General features: G+C 64.9%; 12 protein-coding genes and 1 pseudogene. 2 read left to right on the forward strand and 11 right to left on the reverse strand.

Translation table 11 applies throughout. The annotated features are described in order from the left end of the window. Positions 1–7 precede the first annotated feature (7 nt). Both AC3WS4_RS03210 and AC3WS4_RS03215 read right to left on the reverse strand, forming a co-directional pair. Positions 8–2,449 carry a TonB-dependent receptor gene (locus AC3WS4_RS03210; protein ID WP_492739812.1) on the reverse strand — a complete coding sequence of 814 codons (2,442 nt, stop codon included), beginning with the start codon at positions 2,447–2,449 and terminating at the stop codon, positions 8–10. Between the two features lie 157 nt (positions 2,450–2,606). After that, positions 2,607–3,461, reverse strand: a complete 855-nt coding sequence (locus AC3WS4_RS03215) for an alpha/beta fold hydrolase (RefSeq protein ID WP_492739810.1) — start codon at positions 3,459–3,461, stop codon at positions 2,607–2,609. Positions 3,462–3,606: 145 nt separating this feature from the next. Here AC3WS4_RS03215 and AC3WS4_RS03220 point away from each other — a divergent pair, with 145 nt between their 5' ends. After that, complete coding sequence (locus AC3WS4_RS03220; protein ID WP_056351936.1) at positions 3,607–4,248, forward strand: TetR/AcrR family transcriptional regulator; 642 nt, start codon at positions 3,607–3,609, stop codon at positions 4,246–4,248. Between the two features lies 1 nt (position 4,249). Here the strand turns inward: AC3WS4_RS03220 and AC3WS4_RS03225 are convergent, their stop codons facing one another. The 3 genes from AC3WS4_RS03225 to AC3WS4_RS03235 are packed head-to-tail and all read right to left on the reverse strand — an operon-like array spanning position 4,250 to position 8,191. Continuing rightward, positions 4,250–5,464 carry a cytochrome P450 gene (locus AC3WS4_RS03225; RefSeq protein ID WP_492739808.1) on the reverse strand — a complete coding sequence of 405 codons (1,215 nt, stop codon included), beginning with the start codon at positions 5,462–5,464 and terminating at the stop codon, positions 4,250–4,252. A 10-nt stretch (positions 5,465–5,474) separates the two neighbouring features. Then, positions 5,475–6,974 (reverse strand): class I adenylate-forming enzyme family protein, encoded by a 1,500-nt coding sequence (locus AC3WS4_RS03230; RefSeq protein ID WP_492739807.1) that lies wholly within the window; start codon positions 6,972–6,974, stop codon positions 5,475–5,477. A gap of 38 nt (positions 6,975–7,012) precedes the next feature. Beyond that, the gene (locus AC3WS4_RS03235) at positions 7,013–8,191 is read right to left on the reverse strand and encodes an aromatic ring-hydroxylating oxygenase subunit alpha (protein ID WP_492739806.1); all 1,179 of its coding nucleotides are present in this window, start codon (positions 8,189–8,191) and stop codon (positions 7,013–7,015) included. Positions 8,192–8,311: 120 nt separating this feature from the next. Between AC3WS4_RS03235 and AC3WS4_RS03240 the strand changes: the two are divergent. Beyond that, positions 8,312–9,814 (forward strand): annotated as a pseudogene (locus tag AC3WS4_RS03240) (GMC family oxidoreductase); the annotation flags it as partial. Between the two features lie 330 nt (positions 9,815–10,144). Here AC3WS4_RS03240 and AC3WS4_RS03245 read toward each other — a convergent pair. From AC3WS4_RS03245 to cysD, 6 genes are all read right to left on the reverse strand, one after another. Further along, a complete protein-coding gene (locus AC3WS4_RS03245) occupies positions 10,145–12,535 on the reverse strand; it encodes a TonB-dependent receptor (protein WP_492739805.1) in 2,391 nt (796 codons plus the stop codon). Positions 12,536–12,603: 68 nt separating this feature from the next. Continuing rightward, complete coding sequence (locus tag AC3WS4_RS03250) at positions 12,604–13,788, reverse strand: hypothetical protein (RefSeq protein WP_492739804.1); 1,185 nt, start codon at positions 13,786–13,788, stop codon at positions 12,604–12,606. After that, positions 13,781–14,956 carry a sulfotransferase family protein gene (locus tag AC3WS4_RS03255; RefSeq protein ID WP_187142338.1) on the reverse strand — a complete coding sequence of 392 codons (1,176 nt, stop codon included), beginning with the start codon at positions 14,954–14,956 and terminating at the stop codon, positions 13,781–13,783. The genes AC3WS4_RS03250 and AC3WS4_RS03255 overlap by 8 nt, the downstream gene beginning before the upstream one ends. Further along, positions 14,953–15,720, reverse strand: coding sequence for a 3'(2'),5'-bisphosphate nucleotidase CysQ (locus AC3WS4_RS03260; RefSeq protein WP_492739803.1), 768 nt, complete (start codon positions 15,718–15,720; stop codon positions 14,953–14,955). Before AC3WS4_RS03260 ends, AC3WS4_RS03255 begins: the two co-directional genes overlap by 4 nt. Then, complete coding sequence (gene cysN / locus AC3WS4_RS03265; RefSeq protein ID WP_492742627.1) at positions 15,717–17,630, reverse strand: sulfate adenylyltransferase subunit CysN; 1,914 nt, start codon at positions 17,628–17,630, stop codon at positions 15,717–15,719. Before cysN ends, AC3WS4_RS03260 begins: the two co-directional genes overlap by 4 nt. Beyond that, positions 17,630–18,544, reverse strand: a complete 915-nt coding sequence (gene cysD, locus AC3WS4_RS03270) for a sulfate adenylyltransferase subunit CysD (protein WP_492736570.1) — start codon at positions 18,542–18,544, stop codon at positions 17,630–17,632. The genes cysN and cysD overlap by 1 nt, the downstream gene beginning before the upstream one ends. Positions 18,545–18,559: the final 15 nt, after the last annotated feature.

Consider the following 18,559-nt stretch of genomic DNA (forward strand, 5'->3'; position numbering starts at 1 on the left):
CCGAGCATCAGAATTTGACCGAGGCTTCGATGTAGAATTCGCGCGGATTATCGACGAAGGCCGACAGGTCGCTGAGCACGCCCGGACCAGCGGTGCCCGTTCCCGTGCCACCGGTGAACGGGATTTCCGAGCCGCCGGTCACCACCAGCTTGTTGCTCAGGTTGCGGCCGATCAGCGCCAGCGTCCAGCGATCGTCGGGGCCTTTCAAGCGCAGCGACGCGTCGAACTTCGTGAAGCTCGGCTGGATCGCGTCGGGGCGCAGCGTGTCGGAGAAATTATATTTGGCCGAATAGCTCATGTCGCCGCTCGCTTCGAGCGTCATGCCCGAATCCGACAGCTCGACCGCGTAGCTGGCGCCGAGGCGACCGGCAAAGCGCGGTGCCTTGGGCGGGGTCAGCCCGTCATAATCCTGGCTGGTGAAGGCCGCAGCGGGCGACGGGCGGAGCAGGTTGCAACCCTGCGCGATCGTCTGACCACCATAGCATTGGCCGACATAATCCTTGTAGGACGCATTGTTGTAGGCCGCTGCCCCGCGGAGCGAGAAACCGCCCGAACGCCAGTTGAAATCGCCCTCGATGCCCTTGACACGCAGCGTACCGGCATTCGCCACGACCTGCCCGATCGTCACCGGATCGAAATTCTGCACCTGCAGATCGAGATAGTCGTAATAATAGGCCGTCGCGTTGAGCGAAAGCGCGCCGCCCATCAGGATCGCACGCCCCCCGACCTCGCCGCCGCGGGCGCGCTCGGCACCGAACTGCCCGGCCGCGACGGTCGCGGCGGGGGTCAGGGTCTGCGAAATATTGAACCCGCCCGATTTGAAACCTTCCTTGTACGCGGCGTAAAAGGTCAGGTCGCGCGAGGGCTTGTAGCGAAGCGTGACCTGCGGCGAGACGTCGGATTCGCGATAACGATCGTCGAGCCGCAGCCCGCCCGGAAACGCCGCACCAAAGGCGGGATTGGCGGCGAGCGACGCCTGGAAGCTGTCGCGCGATTCATAGCTGTACCGCGCGCCCGCCGCGAGTTCGATCGCGTCGGACAGATTCGCCGTCACTTCGCCGAACGCCGACATCGAGCTGCCGGTGAAGCCGTTGTCGCGCTTGAACGTCACATAGGTCGGCCCTGCGGCGACAGCCGGCAAGGGGAAGATATAGGCATCGGTGTTGAAGATGAACTTGTTGCTCGACGCGAACAGCCCGAACAGCACGTTGACCGGCCCGCCCCACTTCGACTGGAAGCGCAGTTCCTCCGACGTCTGGCGATAATCGGCGAGCTGCGAGAAGGTCGCCGGATAGGCTTCACCCGACACGTTGTTCAGGTCGTTCTGCTTGAAGCGGTAATAGGAGGTGATCGAAGTGACGTCGAAAACGTCGCTCTCCAGCGTCGCGGTCAGGATACCGAAACCCGATTTGAGCCGCGAATACATGTGTCCGTCGCCGGCATAGCGATAATCGAGGTTCGCCACCTCAACGGGGATTGTCGAGCTGTCCGACCGGCCGTTGATGACGCAATCGGCATTGGGGCTCGGCGGAATGCCGTTGGCGGCGAAGGGCGTGGCGCGACCACCGCCGCAGATGCGCTCGATGATGTCGGTCGGGCCGCCGTCCTTTTGGTCGGTGTAGCCGCTTTTAACCTGGAAAGTCAGATTGTCGGTAGCGTCCCATTCGAGCGTCGCACGTCCGCTATAGGTACGGCCGCCGCCGCGATATTTGCTGTTGCTGTGGCGCTGGAGGCCGAACGGATCGATATAGGTCGCCGCGGCGGTGTTGGTGAAGGCGCCCTCACTGTCTGCGATGCGAAATGCCAGGCGCGCGCGCAGCCCGTCGGCGAGCGGACCCGAAATATAACCCTCGCCATATTTCTCCTGCGCCTCGAAACCATAGCCCGCCTTGAATCCCGCCTCGAAGACGTCGCGCGGGTTGTTCGTGGTGACCGCGATCAGGCCCGCGGTGGCATTCTTGCCGAAGAACAAGGCCTGCGGCCCCTTGAGTACTTCGACGCGCTGGACGTCATATTGGCTGAGACCGATCTCGCGGCCGCGGCTCATTGGCATGCCGTCGACGACAAAGGACACCGACTGGTCGAAACCCGCGCTGAGCGCGGTCGAACCGACGCCGCGGAGGAAGATGCTGGCCGACGACCCCGACGCCGCCTTGCCCGCGACCATCGTCGGCACGAGCTGTGCGATATCGTTAAAGTCGGTGACCGCGTAATTGTCGAGCGCCGCGCCGCCGAGCGCGGTGATCGCGACCGGGGCGTCGATCAGTCGCTCGTCGCGGCGGCGCGCGGTGACGATGATTTCGGCGTCGTTGCCGACATTGGCTTCGTCGGCGGGCGGCGGCGCGGCGGGCGCGTCCTGCGCATAAGCGGGCGCAGCAACCGCCGCGAGCGCGATAACCGATGCCAGGCAAGCGTAGCGAATTGCAGGACGCGAAACTTTGCGATCCATGACCGTCTCCTCCCAAAGGTCGAGCCGTCAGCTGCGGCCCTGTGGGATTTAACCTACAGTCATTAGATTTAAAGTCAATCGCAAATTTAACGCCGTAAGGTTTTCGGCGGACACATATTATCCATCATAAAATCTGATACTTAGTGCCAAAACTCTATCACGAAACCGGCATCAGTAATCGCTTCGCAAAAGCGATCACGCCGTCGTTGAATGCGTCGTTGCGATCGCCCGCGACCATGTGGCCGGCGCCCTGCACGTCGAGGATTTCAAGCCGCGGCACCTGCCGCCGAAAGGCCGCGATCCCGGCCTCGCTGACGACGTCGCTCGACAGCCCGCGGACCAACAGCACCGGCATGTCGACCAGCGCGCCCAGTGTTTCGGTCGCACGCTCGACGACGATATGATGCGTCCTCGGCGCGGTATCGAGGATGCGCGGATCCCAATGCCAGTACAGGCGCCCCTCCCGCGGGCGCAGATTCTTCATCAGCCCGCTTGTGTCGGTTGGCCGCGCACGCTGCGGGTTATAGGCCGCGACCGCTGCCGCCGCCTCGTCGATGCTCGCAAAGCCTTCGCGATGCCCGTGCATGAAGCCGACGATGCGCTCGATCCCGCGCGGATCGGGTTCGGGCACGATATCGACGAGCACGACGCCCGCGGGCCGCAGCCCTTCGTGCACCGCCTGGATCGCGGTCGCTCCGCCCAACGATGCGCCAACAAGGACGAACGGCACGCGCAGATCGGCCGCCACCGCGCGCAGATCGGCCGCGCGGTCGCTGAGTGCATAGGCGCCGGTGGGCGACCAGTCGCTGTCGCCATGCCCGCGCGCGTCGAAATTGATCACCTGCAATCCCGCGTCGAGCAGGCTGTCAACCGCACGGTTCCAGCTGTGTCGCGTCTGCCCGCCGCCGTGGAGCAGGATCACGCACGGCGCATCCGCCGCCCCGCCGCGATCACCGACAAGTTCGACTCCGTCCGAAGACACGAACACACGGGCCTGCAAGTGATCCGTCATCGACTGGCTCTCCTCATACTCGACAATGATCTCGGGATTATCTAACGTCAATAGATTGAACAGGCCACCCCAAGCGGCGGCGTTTTTGCACTGGCACGCGCCCGCCCGGGCTGCCATGAGCAATTTGGGCAAGGGGAAAATTTCGTTGGCACGGCCATCCAAACCGCTGATATCGCGCGCCAATGCGGCCGAGGCCGCGCTTGAGGTGATCGACGAGGTCGGGCTTGAGGAACTGAGCCTCAACCTCGTCGCGCGCAAGCTCGGGGTGCGGCCACCCTCACTCTACCATCATTTCAAAGACAAGTCGGAACTGCTCCAGGAGGTCGCGCGCATGATGTTCGTGCGCATCCCGACGGTGAACGATCCCGCGCTGTCCTTCGAGGAACAGATCATCGCGCGCTGCGTGGTGACCCGCCGCACCCTGCTCAAACATCCCAATGCCGCACCGCTGATGCTGCGCTATTTCCCGCGCCACCTGCTGCTCGCCGCCTATGAACGCGCGGCGTCCGAGGAACCCTACCCCCCCTCAATCCACCTGACCGTGATCGATGCGATTGAGAAATATACCTTCGGAACCGCGCTGTTCGAGGCGTCGGCTCAGGTGCGCGGCATCCCGGTGATCCCGGCGGTCGATGCGGCCAAATATCCGTACTTCGCCAAGGCTGTGGACGACAATCCCTTTGGCGACGAGGAGATGTTCGTCGAGGCGCTGCGCATGTTCCTGGTCGGCGTCAGGCGGCGCCTGGGCACGGATACCATCGGCGCGCCGCTCGGCGACGCCGACTAGGTCAGACCGCCCATTCGATCGGTAGCGCTTCGAGCGCCATCACCGTGCCGATGCGAAAGGCATGGCGTTCGCCCGCCGTCGCACGGAACGCCGGGATGCGTTTCACCCATTCCTCGGTCAGGATGCGAAGCTCGGCCCGGCCGAGAACATGCCCGACACACAGATGCGGACCCGACGAAAAGGTCAGGTGCGCGGTCTTCTTGCGGTCGAGGTCGAAGACGTTCGACTGCTCGAACTTCGCGGGATCGCGGCTGCCGAGACAGAGTATATTGAGCACCATCTCGCCTTCGCGAAAAGAAGCATCGCCGATCTGTTTGTCCGCGACCACCAGCCGCGGCGTGTTGACGACGCCATAGAGCCGCACCGCCTCGTCGGCGAAAGCAGGGATCAGCGACGGATCGGCGGCGAGCCGCGCCTGCACTTCGGGCATCTGCGCGAGCTGCTGGAAGGCGAAGCCGGTGACGTTGGTGACCGTGTCCATGCCGCCGAGGAAAAGCACGAAGCTCATAGCGAGAATTTCATCGTCGCTCATCGTCCGGCCGTCGACGTCGACGGTGATGAAGTGCGACATCAGCTTGCCGTCGGGCGCGGCGCGCTTCTCCGCGATCAGACCCTTGAGTTCACCGAGGATCAACGCGCTCAGCCGCCCCAATTCGGCTTCGTCATTCTGTGCCGAGAAGAAATCCTCTGCGAGATGGCGGAAATCCTGCAACCGGGCGAGGTCCATGCCCATCAGCTCCATGAAGACGCTGACCGGGAACACCTTCGACACATCGGCCTGGAAATCGCACGCGCCCTTGCCCGCGACCGCCTCGACGAACTCGGCGGCCCATTCGCGGATCCGCGGTTCGAGTGCCTTGATCGCGCTCGGTCCGAACATCGGCATCATCGCGCGGCGATAAGGCAGGTTTTCGGGCGGATCGAGGCTTAGCGGGATCATGAAGGGCGGGTTCTTGACGCGCGGAATCTGCATCTCGCGCACCGAAAAATGCTCGGGGTCGAGCACGATCTGGCTGATCGCGTCGAAGCTCTTGACGATCCAATGTCCGCCGTTGAGCCGGCTCCAGAAAATATCGGGCGCGTCCGACAGCGCGGCCGCGTAAGTGCCCTGCACATCCTCGCCGATGCGCGGATCGGCATAAATGTCGAAATCGAACACCAGATGCGCCGGAATGTGCGGCGGCACCGGCGCGGCGGCGAGTTGGGCGGCGGTCATCGACGGCTCCTCATCTGACGCGCTCCATCGTCTCATGAGCGCCGGCATAGGCTTCGCGCACCGCGGGCTTCGACAATTTTCCGGTCGCGAGCCGCGGCAGCGGGTCGGCAGAGAAAGCGACGTAACGCGGCACCTTGTAGTTCGACAGGTTCGTGTTGCAGTGGTCGATCAGCGCCGCGACGTCGACCTCGGCGGCGCCGTGATAAACGACGAAAGGCGTCTCGCCGAACTTCGGATCGGGCGCGGCGATCGCCAGCGCCTCGATCACGCCCGGAAACTCGCACACCACCCGCTCGACCTCGGCGGCCGAGATGTTGAGTCCGCCCGAAATGATCAGGTCCTTCATCCGATCGACAAAGGTCAGCAAGCCGCGTTCGTCGAGCGTGCCGATGTCGCCCGAATAGAGCCATCCGCCACGGATCGCCTTCGCGGTCTCCTCCGGATTGCGCCAATAGCCCTGCATCATGCCGGGCGAGCGCATCAATATCTCGCCGGGCTCGCCGGGGTCGCAGTCGCTGCCGTCGGGGCGCACCACGCGCAGATCCATGAAGACGCCGCCCCAGCCGCATTTCTCGGACTCTTCGATCGCCAGATGCTCGGGCATCATCGTCGCATTGCCGCCGACTTCGGTCTGGCCGTAAATCTGCCGGATCGTGATGCCTTTGGCCTTCCAGGTGTCGAGCAATTGCCGGCTGACCCGCGCGCCGCCCGCGGTCGCGAGGCGGATCGACGACAGGTCGGCGTCGGCGAAGCCCGGACAGCGCGTGATCGCCTCGAAGAAAGTGGGCACTCCGCCGAAACAGCCGATCTTCTCGTCCTGAATCAGTTGCAGGATAGCGTCGGGGACGAAGGCCGGTTCCATGTAGACCGTACAGCCCTGCACCGTATAATGGATGAGTTGGACGAAGCCCGCCGAGGTGTTCAGCGGTGCGAGCGTGATCACGCGCGATCCCGGCGACGACGAGACCTCCTCGACCGCCCAGCACGCCGCATAGGCGGTCATCGACCGGTTGGTGAAGACGACCCCCTTGGGCTTAGCGGTCGATCCGCTGGTCGCAATGATGACGACGGGGGCTTCGGGCACAGGATCATGCGCCGGCGATGCGGCTGCGGCGTGGCGTAGCGCCTCTATCTCCGCCATGGCGCGCGGGATCAGCCCCGCCGCCGTGACATTTGCCTCGAAATCGGGGGCGGCAAAGGCAAAGCGCGGTTCGGTCGTCTCGCACAACTCGCGGATTTCGCGCGGCGTGAAGCGGAAATTGACCGGATTGACGATCCCGCCCGCGCGGATGATCCCCATGATCAGCGCGCAATAAGCGAGGCTGTTGGTCGAACAGATCGCGACGCGATCGCCCGGCTGCAGTCCGTCGGCCTCCAGCATCGCGGCGACGCGGTCGGACCAGGCCTTATATTCGCCATAGCTCAGCCGGTCGCCGCCGAGCACCACCGCGGGCTGCTCGGGCCGCATCCGCGCCCACCAATCCATCGCACCCGGCAATGTCTGCGCCATTCAGTCCCTCTCTGTCCGATCTATCGCCGGGTCCGTCGTTACAGCAGTGCTTCGATCGCTTCATAATAATGGATGATATTGGTCTCGAGCCCGCAATAGATCGTTTCTTCGGGCACCCCGGCGTTCAGCCCCTGCTGGCTGATCTCGGCCGCCCGGAAATCCTCGCCGCCAAAGACGCTGAGGATCAGCTCATAAGAGCGCGCAAACACCTCCTCGGCCTTCGGCGTCGACGCCGCTTCGGGGGTAAGCATGAAATATTCGACCGTCGTTCGGGCGGGACCGCGCGGCATCAGCAGCATGACGCTGATATAATATTGGCTGGTCACCACGACGCAGTTGGGGAAGGTCGTGTAAGCGTGGGTCACCAGCTTGTGGACATTGCCGTCGGCCTCTTCGTCCAGCATTTCGGGGACATAGCCGATGCGCCCCGACACTTGCCGGATGTTCGGCCCGAACATGTCGACGATGTTCGGCGCGTCCTGAAAGCGGTCGCCGATCGACGCGGCGTGGAGCCGCTGGACATGATAACCCTCGAGGAAGGGTTCGAGCACGACCTTCCAGTTCGCCTGCAAATCGAACGTCTTGCGGCCATAGACATGCGCCGATCCGATGCCGAGCGCGTCGAAATCGTCAGCGACCTGCTGCGACAGGTTCGACCAGTCGGCCGGGATGTCGCGGTTGAGCTGGACATAGACGATCCCGCCCCACTCGCGCGCTTCGAGCTCGATCAGCCCACGCTGGTTCTTGTCGAGCCCCTGAAAAGCCTCGCTGCGCGACACGCCGATCAGCTTGCCGTCGATGCCATAGGTCCAGGCGTGATAGGGACAGGTCATGCGGCTCTGCTTGTGGACCGCGCAATCCTCGATGATCTTCGAGCCCTTGTGCTGGCACGCGTTGACGAAGGCCTTGATCGTGCCGTCGCGGGTGCGCGAGACGAGCATGGGGAAACCATAGCTGTCGTTAGCGACGATGCTGCCGGGTTCGAGCAGCGCCGAAAGGGTGACAGGGACCGGAAAGCGGCGGAAGATCCGCTCCTGCTCGCGGTCATAGCGGTCCTGGCCGGTGAAGATCGCGTTGGGGCGGGTCGCGCCGAAGGGGACCACGACCGCGTCCTTTTCGGCGGGGATCTTACGGATCGCCTCGATCTGGCTCGGGGTCAGATCGGCGAGCGTGGTCAGTTTGCGGGCGGGGCGCGCAATTTCACGAACTTCACCCATATCGCCAATCCTCTCCTTTTCGTTGGCCTCAGCCTATTCGACCCTTTACCTAATAACAATAGTTTTTTATGGTGCGGGTGAAAGCGCCGTAAAAATGGCCGGAATCGAAGGGATAGGCTCATGGACTTCGACTATATTATCTGCGGCGCAGGCGCCGCCGGCTGCGTGCTCGCCTATCGCTTGTCGGCGAATCCGGCGGTGACGGTCGCACTGATCGAAGCGGGGCCGCGCGACCGCCATCCCTTCATTTCGATGCCCAAGGGACTCGCCAAGGTGATGCAGGATCCCAAGCATCTGTGGGTGCATATGAGCGAGCCCGAGGCATCGACCGCGGGCCAGTCCGAGGCATGGGTGCGCGGGCGCGTGCTCGGCGGGTCGTCGTCGGTCAACGGCATGATGTATGTGCGCGGCCAGCCCGCCGATTTCGACGCGATCGCCGAACAGTCGAGCGACGACTGGAGCTGGGAGCATATCGGCGCCGCCTATCGCGCCTTGGAGAACCACGAACTGGGCGCGGGCGAAACGCGCGGCGATGCGGGGCCGATGAAGATATCGATGCCGACCCAGCGCCTGCCGATTTCGGACGCGCAGGTCGCGGCGGGCGAGGCGATGGGCTGGGCGAACAAGCCCGACATCAACGCCCCCGACGATCAGGTCGCGATCGGCTATGCCCCGCGCACGATCTGGAAGGGCAAGCGCCAGAGCGCCGCGCAGGCGTTCCTGCGCCCCGCCGAAAAGCGCCCCAACCTCACCGTCCTCACCGACCGCACCGTCGACCGCGTGATCTTCGACGGCACCCGCGCGGTCGGAGTCGAGGTCGTCCAGGGCGGCCAGCGCGAGCGGATCGACGCACGCCACGAGGTGATCCTCTGCGGCGGCGCGATGGCGAGCCCGGCGATCCTCGAACGATCGGGGATCGGCGACGCGAGCCGCCTCGCCGCGCTCGGCATTTCGCTCGTCCATCATAGTCCGCAGGTCGGCGAAGGGCTGATCGAGCATCGCGGCATCATCATGCAGTGGAAGCTGACCAAAGCGGCGCTGTCGCAGAACCGCGTCTTCGGCGGCTGGCGGCTGCTGCTCGCGACGCTCCGCTATTATCTGACCGGCGACGGCCCGATGTCGGCGGCGGCCTATGAGATCGGTGGCTGGTTCAAGTCGCGCCCCGGGCTCAACCGCCCCGACGTCCAGATGCTGATCGCGCCGTTCAGCTTCGACATGGCGACGCAGCGCACGCAACTCGAAAAACATCCGGGGATCAACGCGGTGATCTATCCGCTGCGCCCGACCTCGCGCGGCAGCATCCATATCGCGACGCGCGACCCCGATGCCGCGGCGAGCTTCAAGCCCAATTACCGCGACACCGACGAGGATCGCGCCGCGATGGCGGGCGCGGTGCGCGTGATGCGTGATTATGCGAAGCAGGAACCGCTGGCGGGCATGATATCGGAAGAGACGCTGCCCGGGCCTACCTTCGCCACCGACGCCGAAATCCTCGATGCCTATGACCGGTTCGGGACCTGCGGCTATCATGCGGTGGGCAGCTGCAGGATGGGCAAGGACGACGCCTCGGTCGTCGACCCGGCGCTGCGCGTGCGCGGGGTCGAGGGGCTGCGGATCATCGACACCTCGATCATGCCGGCGATCCCGTCGGGCAACACCAATGGCCCGACGATGGCGATGGCGTGGCGCGGCGCGGACATTATTTTGCGCGATGCGCCCTGGGGGGGTGATCTTAGCGGCCACCCTCCAATTCCGTTCGTGTCGAGCGAAGTCGAGACACCCCGAAGGCACGCCCTCCAGATGGGTGTCTCGACTTCGCTCGACACGAACGGGATTTATAACGCGGCTTTCCCACTAGCAACGCCCAGCACCAACCACCCAACGGCTAAGGCGGCGGGACCGCCGGCGATGCCCTTATCGCCTTTTTCGCCGCCCCGCCGCCTCGTCACGCCGTCACGAACCGAATTTATAGCCGATCGTGACGCCCCCGGTGATCCCGCGGCCGAGCGCCGTCGAATAGCCGAATGTCGTCGTCTGCATGTTGCGGTACACGCGGTCGCCCTGGTTGAGCAGGTCGCGGCTCCAGACGGTGACGTAGAGATTGTCCTTCAGCGGCCGGAAGGTCGCCGACAGGTTGAGCGTCGTCAGCGATTTCTGGATCGGCGCTCGGCCCTCGCCCGCCGGATAGGGGGTGCCGCCGGCATCGATCCCCGCCGGATAGAAGCCGTGGGTCGCATGGTCGAATTCGTCGGTGTAACTGAGCAGTCCCGCCAATTCGAGTTCGCCGTCGCGGCCGAGCGGCAGCTTATAGTTCGCCGATATACTGGCCATGATATTGGGCGTGACCGGCAGATCCTCGCCCGAGCAATCGGCGTTGGTCGCGAGCGCCAGCCCGACCCCCGCGGGGCGATAGATTTCGCAGTTCGGGAAGCTGTCATATTCCGACTGGAAGTAGGTCGAAAAACTGCCGTTCAGCGTCAACCGGTCGTCGGGGCGGAACGACATTTCGGCCTCGAACCCGGAGATCGTCGCCTTCGCCGCGTTGATCGAAATCTGGGTGTTGGTGGCGGGATCGACCACCGGCACCTGCAGATTGTCGTATTTATAATAATAGCCCGCGAGGTTGAGCGTCAGCTTGCGGTCGAACAGCTGCGATTTCAGCCCGACCTCGAAGGCATCGATCGTTTCGGGCTCGGTCGCGCGCGCCGATAGCGAGGAGATGTTGTACACCCCGCTCTTGAAGCCGCGATTGTAGCTCGCATAGACGAGCAGATCGTCCGAGAATTTATGGTCGAGGACGAGGCGATAGGTCAGCTCCGAAAAACCGGTGCTCAGCCCGTCGCATTGCGGATCGGCGGCGCAGACGTCGCCGATCGTCTGCGGGATCGCGATGACCCCGCCGGCGCCGTCGGGGACATAGGTTACCTTGCCATTGTCCGCGTCGAGCGTCGCGGTCTCGTCGGTGTAGCGCAGCCCGGCGGTGATCTTTGTCCCCTGCCCGAACTCGTACGACGCCTCGCCGAACAGCCCGACCGATTCGATTTTCACGAAGGTGCTGAGATCGATATAGGCGAGCCCCGACGTAGGCCCGAGGCCGAGCGCCGACAGGTCGAGCAGCCGTTGCGGAATGACATGCGGCTGGAGCTTGCTCGGAACCGGAAGCCCGACATATTGGTCGAGTTGCGTGTAGCCGTCGCGATAGTTGATGTAGAATCCGCCGAGCAGCCACTGGAAGGGCGCGCTGCCTTTCGACGACACCAGCAATTCCTGTTGCCAGGTGCGGCCCTTGAGGTCGGTGTCGAACCAGAAGACCGAGGCGGGCGACAGGTCGAGGTCGAGCTGAACCCCCGAACCGCTGCGCGTATAGGCGCTGGTCGAGCTGATCGCGATGTCGCCAAGATCATAGTCGAGGTGGAGCGACGTCCCCCAGCTGTCGTAGCGCACCTCGGGCGGCACCTCGCCATAATAGCTGCGCTTCGGATTGCGGATATCGACCCCCGACACCGCCTCGCCGATCGAGAAAGGCGATCCCGGCGCGGGCTGCATCGCCATGATCGGCGTCGTATAGCCCTTGATATAATTGCCCTGCACCATGGCCGAGAAATCGCCGCTCTCGAACAATAGGTTGCCCCGGAAACCATAGGTTTCCTCTTCGCCGGTGCGCTTGCCGATGCCGTTCGACGGGTTGCGGTTGGTGATGTAGGGCGTTTCATAGCGATAGAAACCGCTGACGCTGAACGCCAGACTTTCGCCAAGTCCGGTGGTGACATAGGCGCGCGCGCCGCGATCGTCGGTCCCCAACGTCCCCTCGACCATGCCGCCGAAATCCTGGCTCGGCTTCCTGGTCGAGATCAGGATCGCGCCCGAGGTGGCGTTGCGCCCGAACAAGGTCCCCTGCGGCCCGCGCAGCACCTGGATCGATTCGACCTCGGGAAAGGTCTGGAGCAGAATGCCCGTCTTGTCGGTCTGATAGACGCCGTCGATATAGACCGCCGCGCTCGACTCGTTGCCGGGGGTGATGTTGCGGCTGCCGACGCCGCGGATATAGGGCACCGACTGGCTGCCGCCCTCGGGCACCACCAGCGACGGCGCCATCTGCGACAATTGCCGGAGGCCGTCGATGCCGGTCGACTGGAGCTGGTCGCCCTGGAACGCCGACACCGCGATCGGAACGTCCTGCAACGCTTCCTCGCGCCGCTGCGCGGTCACGACGATGATGCCGTCGTTGCCGTCATTCTCCTCGGCGGCGGGCGCCGCCGGGTCGCTCTGCGCGGCGGCGGGCACCGCGGCCATGGCCATCAGAATGGCGGTCGAACCCATCAAGATTTTGTGCGAAACAATCATCTTCTCTCTCCCCATATCCTTGTTATCAAGTGACATTATTCGATCCGGGTCTGCCGCCCGGCGGCCATTTAGGCATAGCGGCGGTCGGCCGAGAGCCGCCGCAGCCGCGAGATCGCCTGGCGCTCGGTCGGCGAGACGCGCGGTTCGTCGGCGGGAAATTCGTCGCGCGCCGCAGCGAGCGAGACGAGTTTGGTGCGCGGCGCCCCCGGTGGGGTGCGCGAGGCGAGCTGCTGGAACCGCATGAAGATGAAGCCCGAGGTGATGCCGGTGGTGTCGAGCCAGTTCCAGACCCCGGGGTCCTCGCCGGCGATCACATAGCGAAACCGCCCGTCGCTAGACGCCAGCGATTGCGCCCCGGTGATGCTCGACTGGACCGAGCGCGGCGACAGGCTGTTGAACCACAGCGGATGGGCGAGCGCCAGGCTCTGGTAACGGGCATCGTTCGGTTCGATGGTGATGACGAGCGCCTTGCCCGCCGGCACTTCCCAGCGGCCCTTGGTGTTATACTGTCCGGGGAAATAGCCGGCATCCGCGGGTCCCACGCTCGGCGCCGGATAGGCGTTGACCGGCAATATCTTGCCCCAGTTTTGCGCGAAATCGTCGAGGAAGCGCACCTGGTCGACCATGTTTTTCGCCGCGATGGCATAGAGTTTCTGGACGTCGGCCAGCGCCGGTCGCCGCGGGATCGGCGTCGGCTGGTCCATCCGCTCGATCAGCATCGGGGTCGGCTGTTCGGTCAGCCAGTCGTTGACGGTCTGGCGCACGAACAGGCAGCGTGCGCGCTGGTCGCAGGGCATCCAGTTGCCGGGGCGTTCGGGGCCGCCGATCCACAGTTCGAAATGACCGTCGGCCTCGATCTGTAACCGGCTCGATTCGAGCACACCGATGCGGTCGCCGACGACCCCGTCGTCGCCGGCGAGCCCCGATACGAGTTCGAAGCAATAATCGACGGTGGTGCCGCGATTGCCGAACAGGCGATAGACGCCGGTGCCGTCGATCTGGGCGCTGTAATAATGATGGTCGGGGGTGGGCAGGCCCCAGGTGCGGACATTGTCCATGTCGCGCACAAAGGCGGGACGATCGACGTCATAGCTTTTGAACGCGCGTTCGACGTGGAAAATCCACATGCCCGACAGATAATGATAGCCCTCCGCCAGGTCGGCGTCGGTGGTGCCGGGGTGGGCGCGAATGATCGCCTCGACCTCGCGCGCTGCTTCGAGAAATTGCGTATAGCCGGTTGCGGATTCAGACATGGGCCCTGGTCTCCTTGCTGGTGGCGTCGAGGAAGCCAAAGGCCTCGTCGACCATCGCATCGGTCAGTTCGTACCGTTCCAGCGAATATTGGTTGATGCCGTGCTTGCCGGCGGGATTGTCGGCGATCCACGCGCGGATCGCGGCTTCGCCATCGTCCGACAAACGCGTCCCGGCCTGCGCATAAATCTCGCGGATATGCGGGATCGGGTCGGCGAGCATCTCGCGATAATCGACCTCGATCATCTTGAGCCGCGCCCCGAGCCGGACGCGCGCCTGTTGGAAGCGATGCATTTCGGGGACCCAATATTCGAGCGCGATACGCCCGATCGCGGCGGCCGAGCGCGTCAGATACGGCTGTCCTGCGGCTTCGAGCGCGTTGCAGAAGGAGGCGACGACGGTGCGAAAATCGCGGCGCGCATAGACGAAGGTCGCGCCGGGATGACAGGCAAGCATCTCCTCGAGATGGCCGACATGCACCGGGCTCTTCAATATCCATTTGCGCCCGCGGCGGCCGCCGTCCTGCCATTGCAGATAGCGCAGCAGGTCGGCGACATAGGCGTAGCTCGGACGGCGCGGCAGCGTGCGAAGATGGGCGAGATAATCGGCATCGGGGACGCCGGTGTAGATTTGGCCGACATGCTCGAAGCTGAGATGATGGAGATTCCAGTCCTCGTCGGCGTCGTCGGCGACCGCGGGGTGCGCGGCGTGGAGCGCGGGATTGCCGGTGCGGATCGCGTCGGCGACCGCCTCGGCATAGGCCAGCCGCCCGCCGGGTTCATGCGGCGCATCGCCCGGGAAGGGCGCGGGGTTGAGCAGGCGCCAGAATTTGAGCGACTGCATCGCCGGATCGGCCGACATCATCCGCTGCAGCACCGTGGTGCCGCTGCGCGGGAAACCGAGCACGACGATCGGGTCGGCGACATTTTCGGTCAGGATTTCGGGGTGGCGCGCGCGGTCGTCGGCGAAGCGCAGCCGGTTGATCAGCAGGCGCCGCACCATCGTGTCGAGCTGCGCGAGACCCTCGGGGGTCGGCGTGTTGCGGCGCGCGAAATGGTAGAAGGCGTCGAGCGCGGCGCGGAAATCCTGTGGTTCTTCGCGGTCGATGCCGCTCTCCGCGCGCGCCGCGGCCAGCGCGCGCGCGCCGTCCGCCGTGTCGAAACCCGTCATGCGTCTTTCCCCCCGATGTGTGAATTGCGGCACGCCGCGAGCAGGCCGTCGGCCATGTCCTTGCGGCAGATCAGCAGGTCGGGCATCGCCACGTCGCGCTGGTTGTAGACGAGCGGCGCGCCGTCGATGCGCGAGGCGTGGAGGCCGTGCGCGAGCGCGACCGCCGCGGGCGCGGCGCTGTCCCATTCGTACTGGCCGCCGCTGTGGAGATAGATGTCGACCTCGCCGCGGACGACCGCCATCGCCTTGGCGCCCGCCGACCCCATCGGGACGAGTTCAGCGCCGAGTTTTTCGGCGACCGCCAGCGCTTCGGCGGCGGGGCGGGTGCGGCTGACCGCGAGGCGCGGGCGCGCGGCGGCATCGGGGAGCGGGCCCGCGCGGTCGGTGGCGAGCAGGATGCCGCCGTCGAGGCCGGGCAGCGCGACCGCACCGATGACGGGCAAGCCGTCGATCGCGAGTGCGACATGCACCGCCCAGTCGCTGCGACCCTCGCCATATTCGCGCGTGCCGTCGAGCGGGTCGATGATCCAGACGCGGCGCTTGCCGAGCCGGTCGGGGGTGTCCTGGCTTTCTTCCGAGAGCAGGCCGTCGTCTGGCCGCTGCTCGCGGAGTGCATGGATCAGGAACTGATTGGCGACCTGGTCGCCCGCCTTGCCGAGCGCCTTGCCGGTGAAGAGGCCAGAGTCGCGCACGAGGAGCAGGATGCGGCCTGCATAGTCGGCGAGATGCGCGGCGAGCGCGGCGTCGTCCAGGACGGCGCTCATCCGATCAGCCTGTCGACGATCAGGTCGGCGGCCTCGTCCGGACTTAAAGCCGTGGTATCGACGCGGACTTCCGGTTCTTCGGGCGCTTCATAAGGGCTGTCGATACCGGTGAAGTTTTTGAGCTGGCCGGCGCGGGCCTTTTTGTAGAGCCCCTTGACGTCGCGCTTCTCGGCTTCGACCAGCGGCGTGTCGACGAAGATCTCGACGAACTCGCCCGCGGGGAGCATCGATCGCACCATGTCGCGTTCGACCTTGAACGGGCTGATGAACGCGGTGATCACGATCAGCCCGGCGTCGGTCATCAGCTTGGCGACCTCGCCGACGCGGCGGATGTTCTCGATGCGGTCGGCCTCGGTAAAGCCGAGGTCCTTGTTCAGCCCGTGGCGGACATTGTCGCCGTCGAGGAGGAAGGTGTGCCGGTTCATCCGGTGCAGCTTCTTCTCGACGAGGTTGGCGATCGTCGACTTGCCCGAGCCCGACAGGCCGGTGAACCACAGCACCGCGGGCTTCTGGTTCTTGAGCGCAGCGTGCGCCTCGCGCCCGATATCGAGCGCCTGCCAATGGACATTCTGGGCGCGGCGCAGGCTGAAGTGCAGCATGCCCGCCGCGACCGTCGCGTTGGTCAGCTTGTCGATGAGGATGAACCCGCCGAGCGTGCGGTTGTCGCCATAGGCCTCGAACACCAGCGGCTTGTCGGTCGCGACCTCGACGACCCCGATGCCGTTGAGCTCGAGCGTCTTCGCCGCCAGATGATCGAGGGTGTTGACGTTGATCTCATACTTGGGCGCCTGCACCGTCGCCGACACAGTCTGGGTCGCGAGCTTGAGCCAGTAGGCGCGGCCCGCGATCATCGCCTCGTCGGCCATCCACACGAGCGTCGCCTCGAAGCGATCCGCCACTTCAGGCGGTGCATCGGCGAGCGCGATCACATCGCCGCGCGAGCAGTCGACCTCGTCGGCGAGGCAGAGCGTCACCGACTGCCCGGCGACGGCCTCTTCGAGATCGCCGTCGAGGGTGACGATGCAGCTGACGGTCGAGGTCTTGCCGCTGGGCAGGATGCGCACCGCATCGCCCGGCTTGACCGAGCCGCCCGCGATGAGGCCGGAGAAGCCGCGGAAGTCGAGGTTCGGCCGGTTGACCCATTGCACCGGCATCCGGAACGGCGTCTCGACATCGCGCTGCGCGGCAACTTCGACCGCTTCCAGATGCTCGACCAGCGCCGGCCCCTTGTACCAGGGGGTGTTGTCCGAGAGGCTGGTGATATTGTCGCCCTTGAACCCCGAGATCGGGATCGCGGTGAACTGGGTGATGCCGATCTCGGTCGCGAAGGCGCGGTACGAGAGCAGGATGCGCTCGAACACCGCCTTGTCGTAATCGACGAGGTCCATCTTGTTCACCGCGAGCACGATATGGCGGATGCCGATCAGGTGCGCGAGATAGCTGTGGCGGCGGGTCTGGGTCAGCACGCCCTTGCGCGCGTCGATCAGGATCACCGCGAGGTCGGCGGTCGAGGCGCCGGTGACCATGTTGCGGGTATATTGCTCGTGCCCCGGGGTGTCGGCGACGATGAACTTGCGCTTCTCGGTGGTGAAGAAGCGGTAAGCGACGTCGATCGTGATCCCCTGCTCGCGCTCGGCGGCGAGGCCGTCGACGAGCAAAGCGAAGTCGATCTCGCCGCCCTGGGTGCCGACGCGCTTGCTGTCGGCTTCCAAGGCCGCCAGCTGATCCTCGAAGATCATCTTGCTGTCGTAGAGCAGCCGTCCGATCAGCGTCGACTTGCCGTCGTCGACCGAGCCGCAGGTGATGAAGCGCAGCAAGGACTTTTGCTGATGCTGCGCAAGATAAGCGTCGATATCCTCGGCGATGAGCGCGTCGGTGACATAGATGGGGGCGTCGGGGCTGTCGGTCATCAGAAATACCCCTCCTGCTTCTTCTTCTCCATCGACGCGTCGCCGCCATCCTTATCGATCGCGCGGCCCTGCCGTTCCGACGTCGTCGTCAGCAGCATCTCCTGGATCACTTCGCTCAAGGTCGCCGCCTCGCTCTCGACCGCGCCGGTGAGCGGGTAGCAGCCGAGGGTGCGGAAGCGGATCGAGCGCTCAACCGGGACTTCGCCCTCGCGGAGCGGGAAGCGGTCGTCGTCGACCATCAGCAGCAGCCCGTCGCGCTCCACCGTCGGGCGCGGCGCGGCGAAGTAGAGCGGCACGATCGGGATATTCTCGCGGGCGATATATTGCCAGATATCGAGCTCGGTCCAGTTCGAGATCGGGAAGACGCGGATGCTCTCGCCCTTCGCTTTGCGGGCATTGTAGAGGTTCCACAGCTCGGGGCGCTGCTTCTTGGGATCCCAGCCATGGCTCGCGGTGCGGAACGAGAAGATGCGCTCCTTGGCGCGGCTCTTCTCCTCGTCGCGGCGTGCGCCGCCAAAGGCGACGTCGAAGCCATGCAAATCGAGCGCCTGCTTCAGCCCTTCGGTCTTCCACATGTCGGTGTGCAGCGGGCCATGGTCGAACGGGTTGATCCCGCGCGCCTTCGCCTCGGGGTTCTGGTAGACGAGCAGCTCCATGCCGCTCTCGGCCGCCATCCGGTCGCGCAGCTCATACATCGCCTGGAACTTCCACGTCGTATCGACGTGGAGCAGCGGGAACGGCGGCGGCGAGGGATAGAAAGCCTTGCGCGCCAGGTGCAGCATCACCGCGCTGTCCTTGCCCACCGAATACAGCATCACCGGCGCCGCCGCATCCGCCAGCACCTCGCGCATGATGTGAATCGCCTCCGACTCCAAGCGGTCAAGATGGGTCAGCGCATTGCGGGCTGCGGGCATGCGGGGGGATTGGAA

Source organism: Sphingopyxis sp. EU05-FHT14B03 (assembly GCF_058790875.1).